The 16523-nt window shown below is 59.6% G+C and carries 13 protein-coding genes and 1 pseudogene; all 14 read left to right on the forward strand.

What is annotated here, in order from left to right; translation table 11 throughout:
- Positions 1-293: 293 nt before the first annotated feature.
- A complete protein-coding gene (locus tag ACRQ5Q_RS08800) occupies positions 294-1544 on the forward strand; it encodes a Tm-1-like ATP-binding domain-containing protein (RefSeq protein WP_439397149.1) in 1251 nt (416 codons plus the stop codon).
- 52 nt (positions 1545-1596) lie between these two features.
- Positions 1597-2400 carry a phosphoenolpyruvate hydrolase family protein gene (locus ACRQ5Q_RS08805; RefSeq protein WP_439397151.1) on the forward strand — a complete coding sequence of 268 codons (804 nt, stop codon included), beginning with the start codon at positions 1597-1599 and terminating at the stop codon, positions 2398-2400.
- Positions 2393-4168: an FAD-dependent oxidoreductase gene (locus tag ACRQ5Q_RS08810; protein WP_439397153.1), complete on the forward strand. Its 1776-nt coding sequence runs from the start codon at positions 2393-2395 to the stop codon at positions 4166-4168. The genes ACRQ5Q_RS08805 and ACRQ5Q_RS08810 overlap by 8 nt, the downstream gene beginning before the upstream one ends.
- A gap of 145 nt (positions 4169-4313) precedes the next feature.
- A complete protein-coding gene (gene pyk, locus ACRQ5Q_RS08815) occupies positions 4314-5726 on the forward strand; it encodes a pyruvate kinase (RefSeq protein ID WP_439397154.1) in 1413 nt (470 codons plus the stop codon).
- Positions 5727-5936: 210 nt separating this feature from the next.
- Positions 5937-6935 (forward strand): PAS domain-containing protein, encoded by a 999-nt coding sequence (locus ACRQ5Q_RS08820; RefSeq protein WP_439397156.1) that lies wholly within the window; start codon positions 5937-5939, stop codon positions 6933-6935.
- Between the two features lie 491 nt (positions 6936-7426).
- Entirely contained in the window at positions 7427-8290 is an 864-nt protein-coding gene (locus tag ACRQ5Q_RS08825) for a branched-chain amino acid ABC transporter permease (protein ID WP_439397158.1), read from the forward strand.
- Entirely contained in the window at positions 8287-9507 is a 1221-nt protein-coding gene (locus ACRQ5Q_RS08830; protein WP_439397159.1) for a substrate-binding protein, read from the forward strand. Before ACRQ5Q_RS08825 ends, ACRQ5Q_RS08830 begins: the two co-directional genes overlap by 4 nt.
- Before the next feature lie 65 nt (positions 9508-9572).
- The gene (locus ACRQ5Q_RS08835; protein ID WP_439399734.1) at positions 9573-10583 is read left to right on the forward strand and encodes a branched-chain amino acid ABC transporter permease; all 1011 of its coding nucleotides are present in this window, start codon (positions 9573-9575) and stop codon (positions 10581-10583) included.
- A complete protein-coding gene (locus ACRQ5Q_RS08840; RefSeq protein ID WP_439397161.1) occupies positions 10570-11304 on the forward strand; it encodes an ABC transporter ATP-binding protein in 735 nt (244 codons plus the stop codon). The genes ACRQ5Q_RS08835 and ACRQ5Q_RS08840 overlap by 14 nt, the downstream gene beginning before the upstream one ends.
- Positions 11297-11992, forward strand: a complete 696-nt coding sequence (locus ACRQ5Q_RS08845; protein ID WP_439397163.1) for an ABC transporter ATP-binding protein — start codon at positions 11297-11299, stop codon at positions 11990-11992. Before ACRQ5Q_RS08840 ends, ACRQ5Q_RS08845 begins: the two co-directional genes overlap by 8 nt.
- A 77-nt stretch (positions 11993-12069) precedes the next feature.
- The gene (locus tag ACRQ5Q_RS08850; protein WP_439397165.1) at positions 12070-13326 is read left to right on the forward strand and encodes an amidohydrolase family protein; all 1257 of its coding nucleotides are present in this window, start codon (positions 12070-12072) and stop codon (positions 13324-13326) included.
- A gap of 1728 nt (positions 13327-15054) precedes the next feature.
- Positions 15055-15207 (forward strand): annotated as a pseudogene (locus tag ACRQ5Q_RS08855) (4Fe-4S dicluster domain-containing protein); the annotation flags it as partial.
- An 80-nt stretch (positions 15208-15287) separates the two neighbouring features.
- Positions 15288-15689, forward strand: a complete 402-nt coding sequence (locus ACRQ5Q_RS08860) for a hypothetical protein (RefSeq protein WP_439399986.1) — start codon at positions 15288-15290, stop codon at positions 15687-15689.
- Entirely contained in the window at positions 15686-16132 is a 447-nt protein-coding gene (locus tag ACRQ5Q_RS08865) for a hypothetical protein (protein WP_439399735.1), read from the forward strand. Before ACRQ5Q_RS08860 ends, ACRQ5Q_RS08865 begins: the two co-directional genes overlap by 4 nt.
- Positions 16133-16523: the final 391 nt, after the last annotated feature.

Raw genomic sequence — 16523 nt, forward strand, 5'->3', positions numbered from 1 at the left:
CCCGGGGAAACTTTTGCACCAAGGCTTGTTCGTTCCTGTTCTGTTTAAGACAAGCCTGGAGGCGGCGGCAATCAAAGGGCCAGTCAGATCAATGGCATGGATCGCTTGGACGAGCCCAGACAGTCTCAGAATCTAAGTTTTGGGGATTTCGTGTCCACCGCGAAGCGGCTGCTGCTCCAAAGGGCCGCTTGGCATCTACCCAACTTTACCCAGTCGCGCTCGTATCCGGGCTTATGAGCCATTTTACTTCGATCTAGACCTCCAAATGTCCAGAAACGTCCAGGAGGAAGATCGTGTCTCACCATTGCGCGGACGACCAGAGGTCGGTCCGGGATGGTCATCCGTCCGATCTTGCCGGCAAGGTCGCGATCGTCGCAACCCTGGACACAAAGGGCCCCGAGACCGCTTATCTCGCACGAGTGATCGAACAGTGGGGCCGCAAGACTCTTACGATAGATGTAGGCACATCAAACAGGAGGGGCAGAAGCGAGCCGGACGGCAGCGATGCACGGGTGGCTGCGCCCGCCGAGCTCTTACGGGAAATAGCTGCAAGCGCGCGTGCAGAGGTGAAGGAGCTTCTGCGATCAGGTGCGATCGACGCCATCGTCGGCGTAGCGGGCGGCAAAGGCAGCGCAGTCTTCGGTGAAGTTGTTTCGGATTTGCCGTATGGCTTCCCGAAGTTGCTGGTGAGCAGCGCGAGGCCAGCCCTCCTGGCCGAACTGGCCCTCCACAATGATATCATCCTCTATCCGACCCTGGTCGATCTGTTCGGAATCAACGCGTTCACCGAACGCGTTCTCGACAACGCAGGGCGGGCCATTGCGGCGATGCGCTATGTGCCTGCTCGAGAGCGGCGGAAGAGAAAGACAGTTGCGATCACGGCCTTTGGGGTCACGACGCCGGCGGCAAATCGCTGTGTCGCGCACCTGGCAGAGGCAGGCATCGACGCGATTGTCTTTCCGGCCAATGGCTCCGGTGGACGCAAGATGGAGCAACTCGTGTCCGCCGGTGAGTTCGATGCGGTGCTCGATCTGACCACAACCGAACTCGCTGACGAGCTTGTCGGCGGCACCGCCAGTGCAGGTCCGGATCGGCTCAAAGCAGCTTCTCACCGCATAATTCCCCAGCTCATAGCACCGGGGGCCGTCGATATGGTGAATTTTGGCCTTCCCTCGAGCGTGCCTGCCGAATTCAAGGGGCGCGAATTCTATTCGCATACTCCCTTCACGACGCTCATGCGCACGACCGTCTCGGAGAACGAGCGCATAGGCAGGCTCACAGCCGAGCGCCTTTCCCAAGCAAAGGGGCCCGCTCTCGTGTTGTGGCCGGCCAAGGGGGTGTCTGACTATGACCGGGACGGCGGCATCTTTCGAAATCCTGAAGCCGATAGAGCCTGGTTCGACGCGGTGAGGCGACACCTGCCACGCTCGATCATCGCCCGCGAGTTGGACTGTCACATCAATGATCCGGAATTTGCGGAGGCGGCCGCATCGTGGATCATCGAACAATTGACACCAGGAGGTTCATCCCGTGCGGATGTTTGATCGGGCCGAAATACTCGCAAAGGTCACAGCTCAAGTTGCAGCTGGGAAGGCAGTGCTTGCCGCGGCGAGCAGTTGTGGCCTCGTCGCAAAATGCGCAGCTCTCGGCGGCGCCGACATGCTTGTGGTCTACAGCACCGGCCTATCGCGGTTGATGGGGCTGCCGACGAGCCGGATAGGCGATTCCAACGCGCGCACGCTCGAACTCGCTGCGGAGATCCGCAACGTCGTCTCCTCCGTTCCCATTATAGGCGGTGTCGAGGCTTGGGATCCACTCCGGCTAGACCTCGATGATCTCTTGGACAAGTTCTGGGCTGCCGGATTCTCCGGCGTGATCAATTACCCGACCATTTCAACGATGGGTGAGAAATGGCGCGATCGTCGAGGCCGCGTGGGGCTCGGCTTTGAGCGTGAGGTCGAGATGGTCGCGGCGGCGCGCAAGAAGAACATCTTCTCGCTCGCCTATGTCGCAAGCGCGCACGATGCCAAAGCGATGGCGACCGTTGGAGCCGACTGCATCGTCCCGCATGTCGGCGCAACGCGCGGCGGACTTGTTGGTCATGAGGAGGGACAGTCAATCGAAGAGGCAATCAGGCGCATCAACGAGATCAATGCTGCGGCTCAAGCCGTTCGCCGGGATATCATCCTTCTCTGCCATGGCGGGGCAATCGCTGAGCCTCAGGATACCTCGGAAGTCTACCGGTCGACCGGATGTGTCGGTTTCGTTGGCGCTTCCTCCATCGAACGGATCCCGATCGAGCGGGCCGTGAAGGCTGCAGCCGAAGAGTTCAAAGCCGTTCCGCTCCCGCGAAAGCGTCAGCATTCACGGCAGAATCTGCACCGAGGCACGAATGAATAGCCCAATCTCCGAATTGAAACCCACTGCCGCCTCCTTCTCGAAAGCGAGCAAGCCAACGCAGGATTGGGAGACGGACGTGCTCGTGATCGGCAGCGGCGCGGCTGGACTGTCCGCAGCGCTCTATGCAGCAAAGGCCGGACTTCGGGTGACGGTGTGCGAGAAGTCTGGCCGGCTCGGTGGGACGACCGCTCTGTCGAACGGCATGATCTGGGTTCCATGCTCAATGCAGGCCCGAGCGGCGAAAATCGATGATTCGATTGCGAATGCGAAGATCTATCTGCAACACGAACTTGGCAATTACTATCGCCCCGAGTTCGTGGATGCCTATCTTGAAGACGGCCCAACGGCGCTCGCCAGCTTGGAGAATGGGAGTGAGGTCAAGTTCACACTGGCCACCGCTCCGGATTATCATTCGAGCCAGATCGGCGGGATCGACAAGGGCCGGGCGCTGAGCCCCGCACCTTACGACGGACGGCTTCTCGGCAAGGATTTCGACCTGATAGGTGATCCGATTCGCGTCGTGCTCGGCGGCATGATGATTTCGTCCGGCGAAGTCAGAAGCTTCCTCAATCCCTTCCAGTCGGCTGCCTCGCTCAAGCACGTCCTTCGCCGGGTCAGCCGCTACGCAGGCGACCGGCTGCGCTACAGGAGGGGCACTGAACTCAGTGGCGGCAATGCTCTGATCGCGCGGTTATTGGTAAGCCTTCGCAGATATGGAATCGAAATCTGGCCAAACTGCCCAGCGGTTGATCTGATGAGGGAGGGAGGGAGAGTTACTGGCGCACTCCTCAAGCGGGATGGCACGGATCTCCGCGTCCGAGCCTCGCACGGAGTGATCCTGGCAACCGGTGGCTTTGCGCGGAACGGTCAATTGCGAGCCCAGCTCAGCCGAGCCCACCAGCACAATGATACGCTGGCCCACAGCGATGTGACTGGAGACGGCATTGCGCTCGCAGGCAGGCTCGGAGCTGCGATCGATAATGACGTTGCATCGAGTGGATTCTGGACGCCCGTGTCGATCCTCAGGAACGGCCGCTCCTCGCAAGTGATCCCGTACGGCTGGCTCGATCGTGGCCGTCCAGGTGTCATCGCGGTGGGGCCAAATGCTAAGCGCTTCGTCAATGAATCCAATTCGTACCATGACATCTGCCTTGCCATGTTCAACAACGGCTATCCGGCGGACAAGCGGTTCTATTTCATTTGCGACAAGGAATTCGTCCGCCTCAGAGGCATGGGACACCTGCTCCCCTGGCCCTGGACGTTGAGTATCAAGAAATATGCCCGCTTGGGTTACATCGAGATTGGCCGGACGATTGCGGAGCTTGCGGCGGAATTAGGACTCGACCCGCAAGAGCTCCAAAAGACCGTTGAAGAACATAACGCCCACGCAGCTGAAGGACGCGATCCGCTTTTCAAACGCGGTGAATCGGCTTTCAACCGAACCCTGGGAGATCCCGCGGTCGGAAAGAAAAACCCGAACCTTGGAGCTATCAAAAAAGGGCCATTCATTGCGCTTCCGATTGTGCCGGCGACGCTTGGAACTGCGACCGGCCTGTCAACGGATCCCGGCGGAAGAGTCCTAAATGGAAACGGCGCGCCGATCGCAGGTCTTTATGCCTGCGGCAACGACATGACCTCACCGATGCGTGGGATCTACCCTGGGGCAGGCATTACGATCGGACCAGCCATCGTGTTCGCCTACCGGGCGGTGAATAGCATCGTACAATCCACCCATCGGGGACAGACGGCGGCGGCATCCGGAGCTTAAGCGAGGTGTTTTCACCTGCTCGCCCAACAACGACGGGACAACGAAGAAAGCGAAACTGCGCAACGTCGGCCAGCTCGCTTTGAGTACCTTATGAGCGGCCCAATCTCGTTTGATACCGGGCTTATCATCTGACCTGGAGGGCACGATGCGCCGCTCACGCCATGCCAAGATCGTCGCAACAATTGGGCCGGCAACCGCGTCACCTGAAAAGCTTCGCGCACTCTATCTTTCGGGGGTCGATACTTTCAGGCTGAACTTCAGTCACGGGACCCGTGACGACCACGCCCGTGTGCTCGCCTCGATCCGTGCGCTGGAGCGGGAATTCAATCGACCGATCGGCGTGCTGCAGGATCTGCAAGGCCCGAAGATCCGCATTGGGCGGCTTGATGAAGGCAAGCTCGCGCTGGCTGCCGGGGAGACCGTCTGCTTCGCGCTCAGCGAACGGACAGGCGGGAAGCAGTCAATTCCGCTGCCTCATCCGGAAATATTCGCAGCTGCCTATCCCGGTCAGGCTCTGCTCATCGACGATGGACGCGTTCGTTTGGTGATCGAAAAGCTCGGCTCCGACCAGATCGTGGCGCGCGTTGCGATCGGCGGCGTCATCCGTGATCACAAGGGCGTCAACCTGCCAGGCGCGCTGCTCAATATCTCACCTTTAACCAGGAAGGATCGAGCCGATCTTGCATTCGGCCTCGAGCTTGGCGTTGACTGGGTTGCATTGTCCTTTGTTCAGAAACCATCTGACCTTATCGAGGCACGAGCATTGATCGGTGAGGCCGCCGGTGTTGTTGCCAAGATCGAGACCCCGATGGCGCTCGATCGTATTGGCGATATCATCCACTTGTCAGACGCCATCATGGTTGCGCGAGGCGACCTCGGGGTCGAGATCCCCCCTGAAGAGGTGCCAGGCCGGCAAAAGGAGCTCGTCAGGGCGTGCCGGCTAGCTGCCAAGCCCGTTATCGTCGCCACCCAGATGCTGGACTCAATGGTCACTGCGCCGACACCGACGCGCGCGGAAGCCTCTGATGTCGCCACCGCCATCTATGATGGTGCGGACGCGGTGATGCTCTCGGCTGAATCAGCCAGCGGCGCCTATCCGATCGAAGCGGTCGAAATGATGGATCGCATCATCAAGAGTACGGAGCAGCATCATCTTTATCGCTCTCTGATCGACGCCTCGCGAGGGGATGAAGAGATGACGCCGCCCCATGCCGTAGCGGCTGCCGGGGCTGACCTTGCAGCCGCCATCAATGCCAAAGCGATCATTGGCCTCACCGCTAGCGGGACGACGGCGGCCAGAATAGCACGCAAGCGGCCGCCGGTGCCGATACTTGCTTTGACACCGGATCAGAACGTAGCAAGGCGCATGTGTCTGTTGTGGGGCGTGCACAGCGTCGTATCCGGCGATCCCTCAGGCCATGAAGAGATGGCAAGGATTGCGACGAATGCCGCGCAGCAGCAGGGCTTTGCCACGTCAAGCGACCTGGCCGTGGTGGTGTTTGGGCTCCCCTTTGGGCTCAGAGGCGCCACGAACAATGTGCGGGTGGCCGTCTGCTAGAGCATGATCCGGAAAAACGGGAAGCGGTTTTCCAAAAAGATTATGATCAAACAAGGAGCTAAAGCGCGATGACGATTCAACCCAATCCATCACGCTTTAGCGACAAGGTTGGGGTTCAGCTGTTCGAGCTCAGGCCGGCAGCCCTTTCTCGATGGACACGACATGAAAGTGTCCGCAACTGATTGTAGCTCGCCTCATCAGGAGCTCACATTGCTTGAGTTCGACGACAGCATCAGCCTCGCCGATATACTTCCCTTTATAAAGCTGTCGATCGGCCTGTGGCGGAGCAATAACATTGGGCAGATGCAATGGTCCCGCGGATTCTACGAGTTGTTCGGCCTGGACCCGCGCCAAACAGGGCCGTCCCCTGCCGAGATCGAAAGAAGGATTCATCCCGACGACCGCGGCCGGGCCCGCTGGCTCAATCAGCGATCAATCGAGCATGGGATGCTCGAGGACGAATTTCGTATCATCCGGCCCAACGGCACCTTGCGCAGAACTTGGGCTCGAGCCGAGCCATTGCTGGACCGGGCCGGCAAGCCGCAATGGCTGCTTGGGCTTGCTGCCGACGTCACGGAAAAGCGCAACTTGTCGGACGCTCTCAATATTGCAACGGAGCGCTGCGCCGCTATGGTCCGAAGCGCTCGGGGACTGGTGTGGACGGCCAGTCGCGCCGGTCGCATAAGCGCGTTTTCCGAACCTGATCAATGCGTAGACCAGGTTGGGCCTGGATCAAACTGGGCGGGCCTTCTCCGTGACGAGGAACGCGAAGCCGCTCTCAGGCAGTGGCAAGTCTCCTTAGCAACGGGACAGCCATACGAGGTGGACTTCCGGTTGCGGCAGGCAGATGGAGCTTACCGTTGGCATCGATGCACGGCTGTACCGCTCGGCAACGGCAATGGCGGTGTAAGGGAGTGGCTCGGCGTCTGGGTTGACGCGCATTACGATATACTCGCAAGGGAGCGAAAAGGCGGATTGAAGCTCACTGGAAGGCAGTTGCGAGCCGCACGGGGGATGCTGAACTGGTCGGTGAAGCGGTTGGCCGAGCGAAGCGGGTTATCATGCGCCGTGATCAGGCGGCTGGAAGAGTACAATGACACGCCTCCCGCATCCGACGATCTGCTACAGACTCTGTGGAATACGTTTGCGGGTGCAGGAATTGAATTCACTTTCCCGCTTGTCGGCAAGCCAGGTGTTCGACCTCAATGACTTGATGCTTCCTCGGCGCTGAACCAACTGCCTGCGGCCATCGTCAAGTGGTACGTCAGCTCGTCTGGTGTCCTCCGATAGTGTGGCAAGCGCCAGCGACGCGCGCGTTTGCGAGCGCCTGCGGCGAGGGCATGCGGATAGCTGCTATCGGTTTTGGCTGCATCGAAATTGGGCTGGCGAGAACGGCCGGCGACTCGCCAGAAGCCCGTTTTAACGCGGGCGCAATATCGCTCACCTGGCCAACATTACCCAACATTACTCAGATCTCCCTACGTTGCTCTAGGCAATCTCGCACCTGATGTCGTGAATGAAGCGCCGAAAGGCGGGCCGCCCAAGAAGCCCACCATCGCCTGCAAATCCCATTGCCGGGATGACCTTCCAGGAGCGCTCTCGTGCCAGCAGCCCTTCGCATTTCAACGTGCGGCTCACGCCTTCGAACGGTCGGCGTGAAGATGATGTGCTCACAATCGCTTGCGATGTGACACAGCAGCATGGATACGCTCCTTATCGCGACGTTCGAGATCTTGAGCTTTGGCGCGATCGTCGTGCTGGTCGTGCTCGGTCTCGGGATCATTGCCAGCATGATGGGCATCTTCAATTTCGCCCAAGGCGAGTTCGTCCTGCTCGGCGCCTACATCACCTATCTCGTGCACAGCGTCGGTTTGCCGGTCTCGCTCGGCATGCTTGCCGCGCCCGTCGCGGTCGGAACACTTGGTTTCGTCCTGGAAAAACTCGTGGTGCGACGATTCTATGCCGCTCCCATCGTCGCCATGCTCGGCACCTATGCGCTCGGGCTGATCATTCGCGAAGCCGTGCGGGGCCTGACCGGTGGCCTCTATCTCTCGGTGCCGGAGCCAATCAGTGGCTCGATCACGATCGGTAATCTGCATTTTGCCAGCTGGCGCGGCGTCATCGTCATCATCACTTTGCTGGTCATGGCCGCGAGCCATGCACTCCTCGCCTACACCTCGTTCGGCCTGCGAGTCCGCGCCTCGCTTGAGAACCCACAGCTGGCGCGTGCCTCGGGCATTTCCACGGGCATGATCTACAGCGTCACCTTTGCGTTTGGTGCGGCACTCGCGGGTCTCGCCGGCGCGCTCATCGTACCGGTCTTTTCTCTGTTTGCCGATCTCGGCATCCGTTTTCTTATCCAGGGTTTCGTTGCCGTCATGGTCGGGGGCATCGGGTCCTTCGCCGGCCCGGTCGCTGGGGCCAGCGTCATCGGCACGTTCAATGCCTGGCTGCCCTGGCTGATGTCACCGGTCATCGCAGACGTCCTGGTGTTCGTGCTCGCCATCATTTTCATCAAGTTCCGGCCGCAAGGCCTTGTTTCGGGAAGAGGGGTCAACCGATGATCAATACCAGCCGTCAACTGAGCCGCCGCCGCTTTATCCGCAATTTCGCCTTCGCCTCCGCCGCCATCGCAGTGGGGCCGGGCAGCTGGGTGATCCGCCCGGATTGGGCGAATGCTGCGGAAGGCCCGATCAGACTCGGCATTGCGACCGACCTTACGGGCTCACTCGGCTTTGCCGGCAATACCGACGCCAATGTCGCTCGCATGCTGGTTAAGGAGATCAACGACTCCGGCGGCCTGTTGGGGCGTCCGATCGAGCTCCTGATTGAGGATACTGCCTCCGACGAATCCGTCGCTGTGGGCAATGTGCGCAAGTTGATTCAGCGAGACAAGGTCGACCTCGTGATCGGCGGCATTTCGAGCTCGATGCGCAATGCGATCAAGGACGTCATTATTTCTCGCGGCAAGACGCTCTATATCTATCCGGAAGGGTACGAAGGCAAGGAGTGCACGCCCTATCTGTTCTGCACCGGGCCGGTACCGGCTCAGAATTGCGATCAGTTCATTCCGTGGCTGATCAAGAATGGTGGCAAGCGTTTCGCGCTGCCTGGCTCCAATTATGTTTGGCCGCAAACGATCAACGCCTATGCGCGCAAGGTGATCGAGAGCAGCGGTGGCGAAGTCGTCTTTGAAGAATACTATCCACTCGACCAGATCGACTTTTCCTCGACGGTCAGCCGCATCATATCCAACAAGGTCGACGTGGTGTTCAACGCCATTGTCCCGCCCGGCGTCAGCCCATTCTTCAAACAGCTCTATCAGGCAGGTTTCTCCAAAAATGGCGGGCGGCTGGGCTGCGTCTATTACGACGAAAACTTCCTGGAAATGAACCAGGCCCAGGAGATTGAAGGGCTTGCGAGCAGCCTCGACTACTACAAGGTGCTCGCGGCAGAGGATCCGGTGAGCGCCAGGATCCAGTCGGCTTACGACAAGCAGTTCCCTGCCAAGTTCCGGTTCTCCGCAGGCAGCGCCGCGACCGGCACCTATAGAGGTCTGAAGCTGTGGGAAGCTGCAGTGAAGGAGGCCGGTACAATTAACCGTGACGCGGTCGCCGCGGCCCTCGACCACGCGAAAATTGCGGAAGGGCCGGGCGGGCCTGCCGAGATGGCGCCCGGCAAGCGGCACTGCAGGATGAACATGTACATTGGCGTGGCGAAGGGCGGCCAGTACGAGATCGTCGCGCGTAGCGCCGGCCTGGTCGATCCGAAGGAGTGCTGATGTCTTCGACCGGCACTGGCATACAGCCCCCGCCACGCGTGATTGAAGGTGCTCGTTCGCCCGGCATGCCATCTGCCTTCGCCGGGCGAACGAGGGTGCTTCCGATTGTTGAATTGGCATTGCTGATAGCTGCTTCGATCGCGCCGCTCTTCCTGCGGGATTACATCACTGTCTATGCGACACGAGTTCTCATCCTGTGCCTCTTTGCCTTGTCGTTCGATCTGGTGTGGGGCTATGCCGGGATCTTGAGCTTGGGTCAGTCGTTGTTCTTCGGCATGGCCGGCTACGGCGTGGCGCTGCTTTCACGCGATTTCGGGGTCGGATCGATTTTTGCCGTTCTTCCGGTCGGAACCCTGATCGGCTTTGTCGCGGCATTGTTGCTGGCAGCTTTCCTGCTGCTTGGCCGTCACCCCTCCAGTGTGGTCTTCGTTTCGCTTGGTACGATGACCGGAGCTTACGCGGCCGACCGATTGGCGCGCGGTTCTCATTATCTTGGCGGGCAGAACGGCATCCCTTCGATCCAGCCGATGACGATCGGCTCGTACGAACTGAGCGAGGGATCGGGATTCTATTACCTGGTGCTCGCCATTCTGGTTCTGATCTACCTTCTGTCGCGGTATCTGTTGCGATCCCAGTTCGGGCTGGCGCTGGCGGGATTGCGAGAGAACGAACAGCGCGTCGCCTTCTTCGGCTACAAAGTGCAACATTTGAAGGCGATCATATTCGCAATCAGCGGCGCGATCGCGGGGACAGCCGGCAGCCTCTATGCGTTTCACGAGGGGTTCGTATGGACCAACATGCTGGGCGTGGTCATGTCGACCCAGGTCGTGCTCTACGTCCTGTTCGGCGGCTCCGGGACATTGATCGGCGCGGTCATCGGCACCGCGATTGTCGAGGGCCTCAGCTTCTGGCTCTCCGACAACTATCGGGACATTTGGCCGATCATTCTTGGTGTTCTGCTGTTGCTTGTCATTCTGTTCCGGCCGCTCGGCTTGATCAGCCTCGTGCTGGGCGAACGGGAACGCGTCGGTCATTTCGGCCCGAGCCTGAAGGAGCAACGCGATGCCGCTCCTTGAAGCCGTGGGCATCTCCAAGGTATTCGGCAAGCTCACCGCGCTGGAGGGAGCGGCGCTCACGGTCGGCGAGAGAGAGTTTCATGGCTTGATCGGGCCGAACGGCTCGGGCAAGAGCACGCTGATGAAGTGTCTTGCAGGTGCGCTCGTGCCGACGAGAGGCAAAGTGACGTTCATCAATACCGACGTCACCTCATTGACGCCGCCAGAGCGTGCGCGCGCGGGCATGAGCCTGAAATTCCAGATCACCGCCGTGCTACCGACCCTCACGCTTTACGACAACATCCTGCTCGCGCTGCAGGCCCGGTCCTCACTGCTGGACCTGGCGTTCTCGCGCAGTCGCGGACGACTGCACGAGGAGGTCATGACGATGCTTCTCCAGTTCCGGCTTGCCAATCGCGCCTTTGATGCTGCGGCAACCCTGTCTCACGGGCAGCAGCAATGGTTGGAGATCGCGATGGCGCTCGCATGCCGGCCGCGCCTGCTGCTCCTCGACGAACCTACCGGGGGGATGAGCCTGGAGGAGCGCCGCGTCACGGGCGAGTTGCTGCAGCCGATCAAGCAGCATTGCTCGCTCGTCATCGTGGAGCACGACCTGGATTTCATCCGCGACATCTGCGACCGCCTGACCGTGCTCGATCAGGGCAAGGTGCTGGCGTCAGGGACGGTTGCCGAGATCCAGGCCAACAGAAGCGTCCAGGAGATCTATTTGCGCCGTGCCTGAATTCCTCAATATCAAGCATCTCGATACCGGCTATGGACGCAGCCAGGTCTTGTTCGGCGTCAATATGGCCGTCCCGCCGCGCGGCGGTGTAGCCGTCCTCGGCCGCAACGGCGCCGGAAAGAGCACGCTCATGAAGGCGATCGTGGGCGAACTGCCGACATGGAAGGGCGAGGTACAGTTCGACAGCCGCGACATCGATCGCCGCCGGACCGAAGAGAGGGTGCGCGCCGGCATCGGCTACGTGCCGCAAGAGCATTCGGTGTTCGCGCGCCTCTCCGTACGCGACAATCTCGCCGTCGGATCGCTTTTGCACCGCGATGGATCGGCCGTGGATCGGGTCATCACGATGTTTCCAAAACTCGGCCAGCGCCTGGATCAGCCGGCCGGAACGCTCTCCGGTGGCGAGCGCAAGATGCTCGCAATCGGGCGCGCGATGTTGGGAAACCCGAAACTCCTGCTGCTGGATGAGCCGACCGAGGGTGTCTGGATTGGCGTTATCGAGGAGATCACCGAGCGGTTGACCGAACTCGCCAGAGAGATCGCGATCATCATCGTAGAGCAACATCTCGATCTCGCAATGCGAGTGGCGGACCACGCTTATGTGCTCGATCGCGGCCGTGTCGCGCTTTCCGGCCCTTCGCAGCAGTTACGCGACGACCCACGGCTTTTGACGTCTCTGGCGCCTTAGGGACAGCCTCGACTATCATTTAGTCGCCGATAAGTGGCGCCTTGGAGTTCCGTGCAATGGCTGAACAGAGAGGGACAATGTCTGAAACGATTAGCGATTTTGTGAATGCGTGCGAAGTCGTCGATGTCCATGAACATCACATGCCAGAGGTCGCACTTAGCCGCGACGTAAACCTGCTGAAACTGTTTCAACAGAGCTATGCGGCTTGGACAAGCTATGTTCTGCCATCCGAACCTAAGGCGACTGGCGGTATGATATCTACTCCAACTGAGCCGACCACCTGGGAGGCTCTTGCGCCATTCCTGGAGAAGAGCGGCCCAAATGCTTTCGTCCGCAACCTCGTTCGCGGCGTCGCCGACCTTTACGGCGTCGCCGACACTGGAATTACTCGCGAAAACTGGGAGGCGGTAGACGCTTCAGTACGCTTACGCCACAAGGATGCGAGATGGCCAAGTGAAGTGATTGGACGCGCCGCCATCAAGAGGATTGTGACGGACCCTTTTCTCGACCCATTAATGGATCCGCGCCCGGTCCTTGGGGAAAGCTACGACGCGGTCCTGCGAATTAACGCATTCGCCCTCGGTTGGCACCCGGAATCCCGTGATCACAATGGAAATTGCGGCCATACGTTGCTGCGACGACTCGGCATGGAGGTGAAAACCTTCGACGATTATTGCGCCGCGATCCGTGAGCTCGTAGCCGGCTGCGCCCGGCGCAATCACATTGCGCTCAAGAACGCGCTCGCCTATGATCGGGATCTAAGCTTTGACGAACCAAACGAAGAACTGGCTCGGCAGGCGTGGGGACAAATCTCGCCGTCCCCTGCGGCGCGCAAGGCTTTCTGCGACTTTATTGTCGACTTGTTTTGTCAACTCGCAGGCGAGGCGGACCTGCCAGTTCAAACTCACCTTGGAACCGCGATCATAAGCGGCTCCCATCCGCTGCGGATTGCCGGGTTGATTGAGCGTCATCCTCGGACCCGCTTTTTGCTGATGCATTTGGCGTATCCCTGGAGCCGGGACTTGTTGGGAATGGCGTTTGTATATCGAAATGTTTGGCTCGATTTGTGTTGGTCGTTTCTATTGAGCCCGTCCCATTTCAAGCTCGCGCTGCACGAGGCTATCGAAGTCATGCCGGATGAATCGCGAATGATGATCGGAGGAGATTGCCTGCACGTTGAGGAGACGTTCGCCGCGATTCAAAGCGGGCGCCGATTGGTTGGCGAGGTTCTGGAGGAAAAAGTTGCGAACGGGTACTTTCGATCCGGAGACGCCGAACGTCTGGCGATTAGAGTCCTTCGCGAGAACGCGAGGGAATTTTTCAGGATGTCTTGATGTGAAAAGAGTGAAGCTTTCGACGCCCACACTCGTCCGCGAATCGCGATCATCTACGGGCAGCGCCCCGCACTCGGCCTCCAGCAGCTACGTCAGAGCGTTCTACACGACAAAAAGTGTGGTCGGCTCGCAGTCCGGCCCGTGACGACGGGCCGTCACGAGTGCCCCACGCCAAGGTACGCTCGCCGTGAGATCTACTTGATTCTGAATTGCGCGGCCATGACGTTCGGTTCGAGCCCGGCGGTCGTGTCCGCCCGCGTAGTTACCGCGAGGCAGAGGCATCCCTTCGTGGGAGCGCGCATTGCCATGGAGAACCAGGCCTGCCACCTCCGCAGTGCGCCTTTGATCCAGAGAGCCTGCTTCACCACGGCAAGGTCTTCCCGCAGCTTTGCCGTTGTTCGGAATTGGGTCGAATGCACGTGCATGGTGGCAAGCTTCGCTTCCCAAGCCTCCCTCGATTTTGACGGAAGAGTAGGTTATGACTGTCTACCGGCCGTCGGATGTGGGACAGCTCGCGGACGTAGTCGCTTGGGCGGCCGCAGAAAACAAGAAAATTCGAGGTCGTCGCTGGTGGTAGCAAGCGCGCGGCGTGCCGGTCGACGATGACCCAGCATACTCCTCGACGTTTCGCAAATCTGTGAGATCGTCGACTACGAGCCTGCTGAGCTTATTCTGACTGCTCGTGACGGGACCCCTCTGGTGATTATTCAGGCTGAGCTCGAAGCCAAGGGCCAGATGCTTTCCTTCGAGCCGCCCAATTGGCACAATTTGCTTCAGTCCCTGGCCTTTGCGGAACTTTGGCCTGTAATCTTGCGGGGCCTCGGCGGGTTCGTGCAGGCGCAGCACGCGATTTCTTCCTGGGCTTTTCCGCAGTCAATGGCAGGGGAGAGGTAGGAAGGCAGGAGGCAAAGTCGTAAAGAACGTAACGGGCTTCGACATGTGCAAGCTGCAAGCAGGGGCCTTTGGCACCTTGTCTGTACTGACGGAAGCAACTATGAAGGTCTCCCCCAAACCAGAGGCGGGAAATTACCCTTCTGCTCCGGGAGCTTTCTGATGAGCTTGCAATAGAACTCATGGCGGCTGCGCTGAACACCCGCTTTGAGGTCTCTTATGTTGCTCATCTGCCGGCTTCCGCGGCGCGGCGATCCGAGACGAGCGCTGTTTCAAATGGTAAGGGCTCGGCTACGGCGGTGCGGCTAGAAGGTCCTCATCCTTCGGTCATCTATCGGGCTGAAGCCCTCGAAAAGAAGTTCGGACACGGCACACGTCTTTTCCGTGTTGAGTCGGCAAACCTTTGGAACGAGATCGGCGAGGTACAGCCGCTTCTACCGCGTGGCCCCCGTGTCTTGTGGCGTCTCTGCCCGACACCAAGTTCGGCGGCGCTGGTCGTGGCCAACGTGCGCGCCAAATTAAGTTCTGTGAACGCGCTATACGATTGGGGTGGAGGGCAAGTGTGGCTCAGCATTGATGCAGGCGAAGCCGGCCTGGACGCCGGCGCGGCGGTTGTTCGCGGAGCCGTGAGGCGGACGGGAGGCTTGTCGTCGCCCGCGCGCAAACGCGAGAGAGAGTTGCGGTGTTCGATCCGCTAGAGGGGCCAATTGCGGACCTCGCACTGCGGATCAAGCGTGGCTTCGATCCTCAGGGCGTCCTTAATGGTGGCCGCATGCACGAGGGACATTAGCTGTCATGCAGACAAACTTCACCGAAGAGCAGCTTGCTGATTCCGAAATGCGCATCGCTGAAAAGATTCTTCGCTCGTGTGTGCACTGCGGGTTCTGCACGTCTACCTGTCCGACCTATGCCCTGTTCGGCGACGAGCTCGATAGTCCGCGCGGACGCATCTATCTGATAAAGGATATGCTCGAACACAGCCGGCGGCGACGAAAGAGGTCGTCAAGCACATCGATCGCTGCCTGTCCTGTCTGTCCTGTATGTCGACCTGTCCGTCCGGTGTCAAATATATGCATCTGGTCGATCATGCCCGACATCACATCGAAAAAACCTACCGCCGGCCATGGTTCGACCGGATGCTACGGCATTTGCTCGGCTTGGTACTTCCTAGGCCTCGCCTGTTCCGAGCGGCGCTGACCTTCTCGCGTCTCATCAAGCCGTTCGCTTGGCTGATGCCGGTTCGGTTGCGCGCATCACTTGATCTCATCCCTGAGCGGATCCCGCGTGCCTCAAAATTGGCGCGGCCTCAAGTGATATCCAGTGCGCTTACACGCAAGCGGCGTGTTGCCCTGCTCCCCGGCTGTGCCCAGCAGGTTTTGGCGCCTCAGATCAATGAGGCGACAATCCGTCTGTTGACTAGGCACGGATGTGAGGTTGTGATCACGCCGGCGCCGGCTGCTGTGGTGCGCTGAACCATCATCTCGGTCAGGATGGACGCGGCTGGGCGCGCGGCAATATCGAGGCGTGGAGCGAAGAGCTTGAGGAGGCCGGCCTTGACGCTATCGTCATCAATGCGTCGGGATGTGCAACGGCCGTGAAGGACTACGGCTTTTTGTTTCGAGATGATCCGAAGCTCGCCCAAAAAGCGCAGGTAATTGCGTCATTGGCCCGCGACGTTTCCGAAGTTATGAGCGAAATCGGTCTTCGTTCGCAAGTCACTCCGACTGGACGACGGGTCGCGTATCACAGCGCCTGTTCGTTGCAGCATGGTCAGCGAGTACGCTCGCAACCCAAAGAGCTCCTCAAGCAGGCAGGGTTCATCGTTGTCGACGCCAGAAGGTCGTCTTTGCTGCGGTTCGGCAGGTACCTACAACCTGCTCCAGCCGGAGCTCGCCAGCAAGCTACGCGATCGTAAGTGGCTAATATAGAAGGTACCTCGGCAAATAATCGCGGCAGGCAACATTGGCTGCATTACCCAAATCGCCAGTGGAACGTCGTTACCGGTCGTGCATACGGTTGAGTTGCTCGACTGGGCAACAGGTGGACCACGCCCCCGCGAATTGCCAGCGTGATGACGCATTAGTTTTGTTCCGGGCGAGTTTCAATCAGCTTTACTACTTGGACGGCATGCACCGTCCCGCCACCAAAGCCTCCGTAGCGCCCCCTTAGCTATAGGACATTTGAAGCGTTCGTCGAGGACCGAGTTTGACTGGGGCCTGACGGTTGCCCAGATAGGCTTATATCTCGCGCTGAGCTCGCGCGAGAGCGCGACGATAGGCTTGAAGGTGATCGTCCCCATCCTACAC

The sequence above is a fragment of the Bradyrhizobium sp. PMVTL-01 genome, assembly GCF_051861855.1.
Taxonomy (GTDB): domain Bacteria; phylum Pseudomonadota; class Alphaproteobacteria; order Rhizobiales; family Xanthobacteraceae; genus Bradyrhizobium.

Coding starts and splice junctions, on each gene's coding strand:
- ACRQ5Q_RS08810 (WP_439397153.1), top strand. CDS start 2,393: ATGAATAGCCCAATCTCCGAATTGAAACCCACTGCCGCCTCCTTCTCG.
- pyk (WP_439397154.1), top strand. CDS start 4,314: ATGCGCCGCTCACGCCATGCCAAGATCGTCGCAACAATTGGGCCGGCA.
- ACRQ5Q_RS08825 (WP_439397158.1), top strand. CDS start 7,427: ATGGATACGCTCCTTATCGCGACGTTCGAGATCTTGAGCTTTGGCGCG.
- ACRQ5Q_RS08830 (WP_439397159.1), top strand. CDS start 8,287: ATGATCAATACCAGCCGTCAACTGAGCCGCCGCCGCTTTATCCGCAAT.
- ACRQ5Q_RS08835 (WP_439399734.1), top strand. CDS start 9,573: ATGCCATCTGCCTTCGCCGGGCGAACGAGGGTGCTTCCGATTGTTGAA.
- ACRQ5Q_RS08840 (WP_439397161.1), top strand. CDS start 10,570: ATGCCGCTCCTTGAAGCCGTGGGCATCTCCAAGGTATTCGGCAAGCTC.
- ACRQ5Q_RS08850 (WP_439397165.1), top strand. CDS start 12,070: ATGTCTGAAACGATTAGCGATTTTGTGAATGCGTGCGAAGTCGTCGAT.
- ACRQ5Q_RS08860 (WP_439399986.1), top strand. CDS start 15,288: ATGCATCTGGTCGATCATGCCCGACATCACATCGAAAAAACCTACCGC.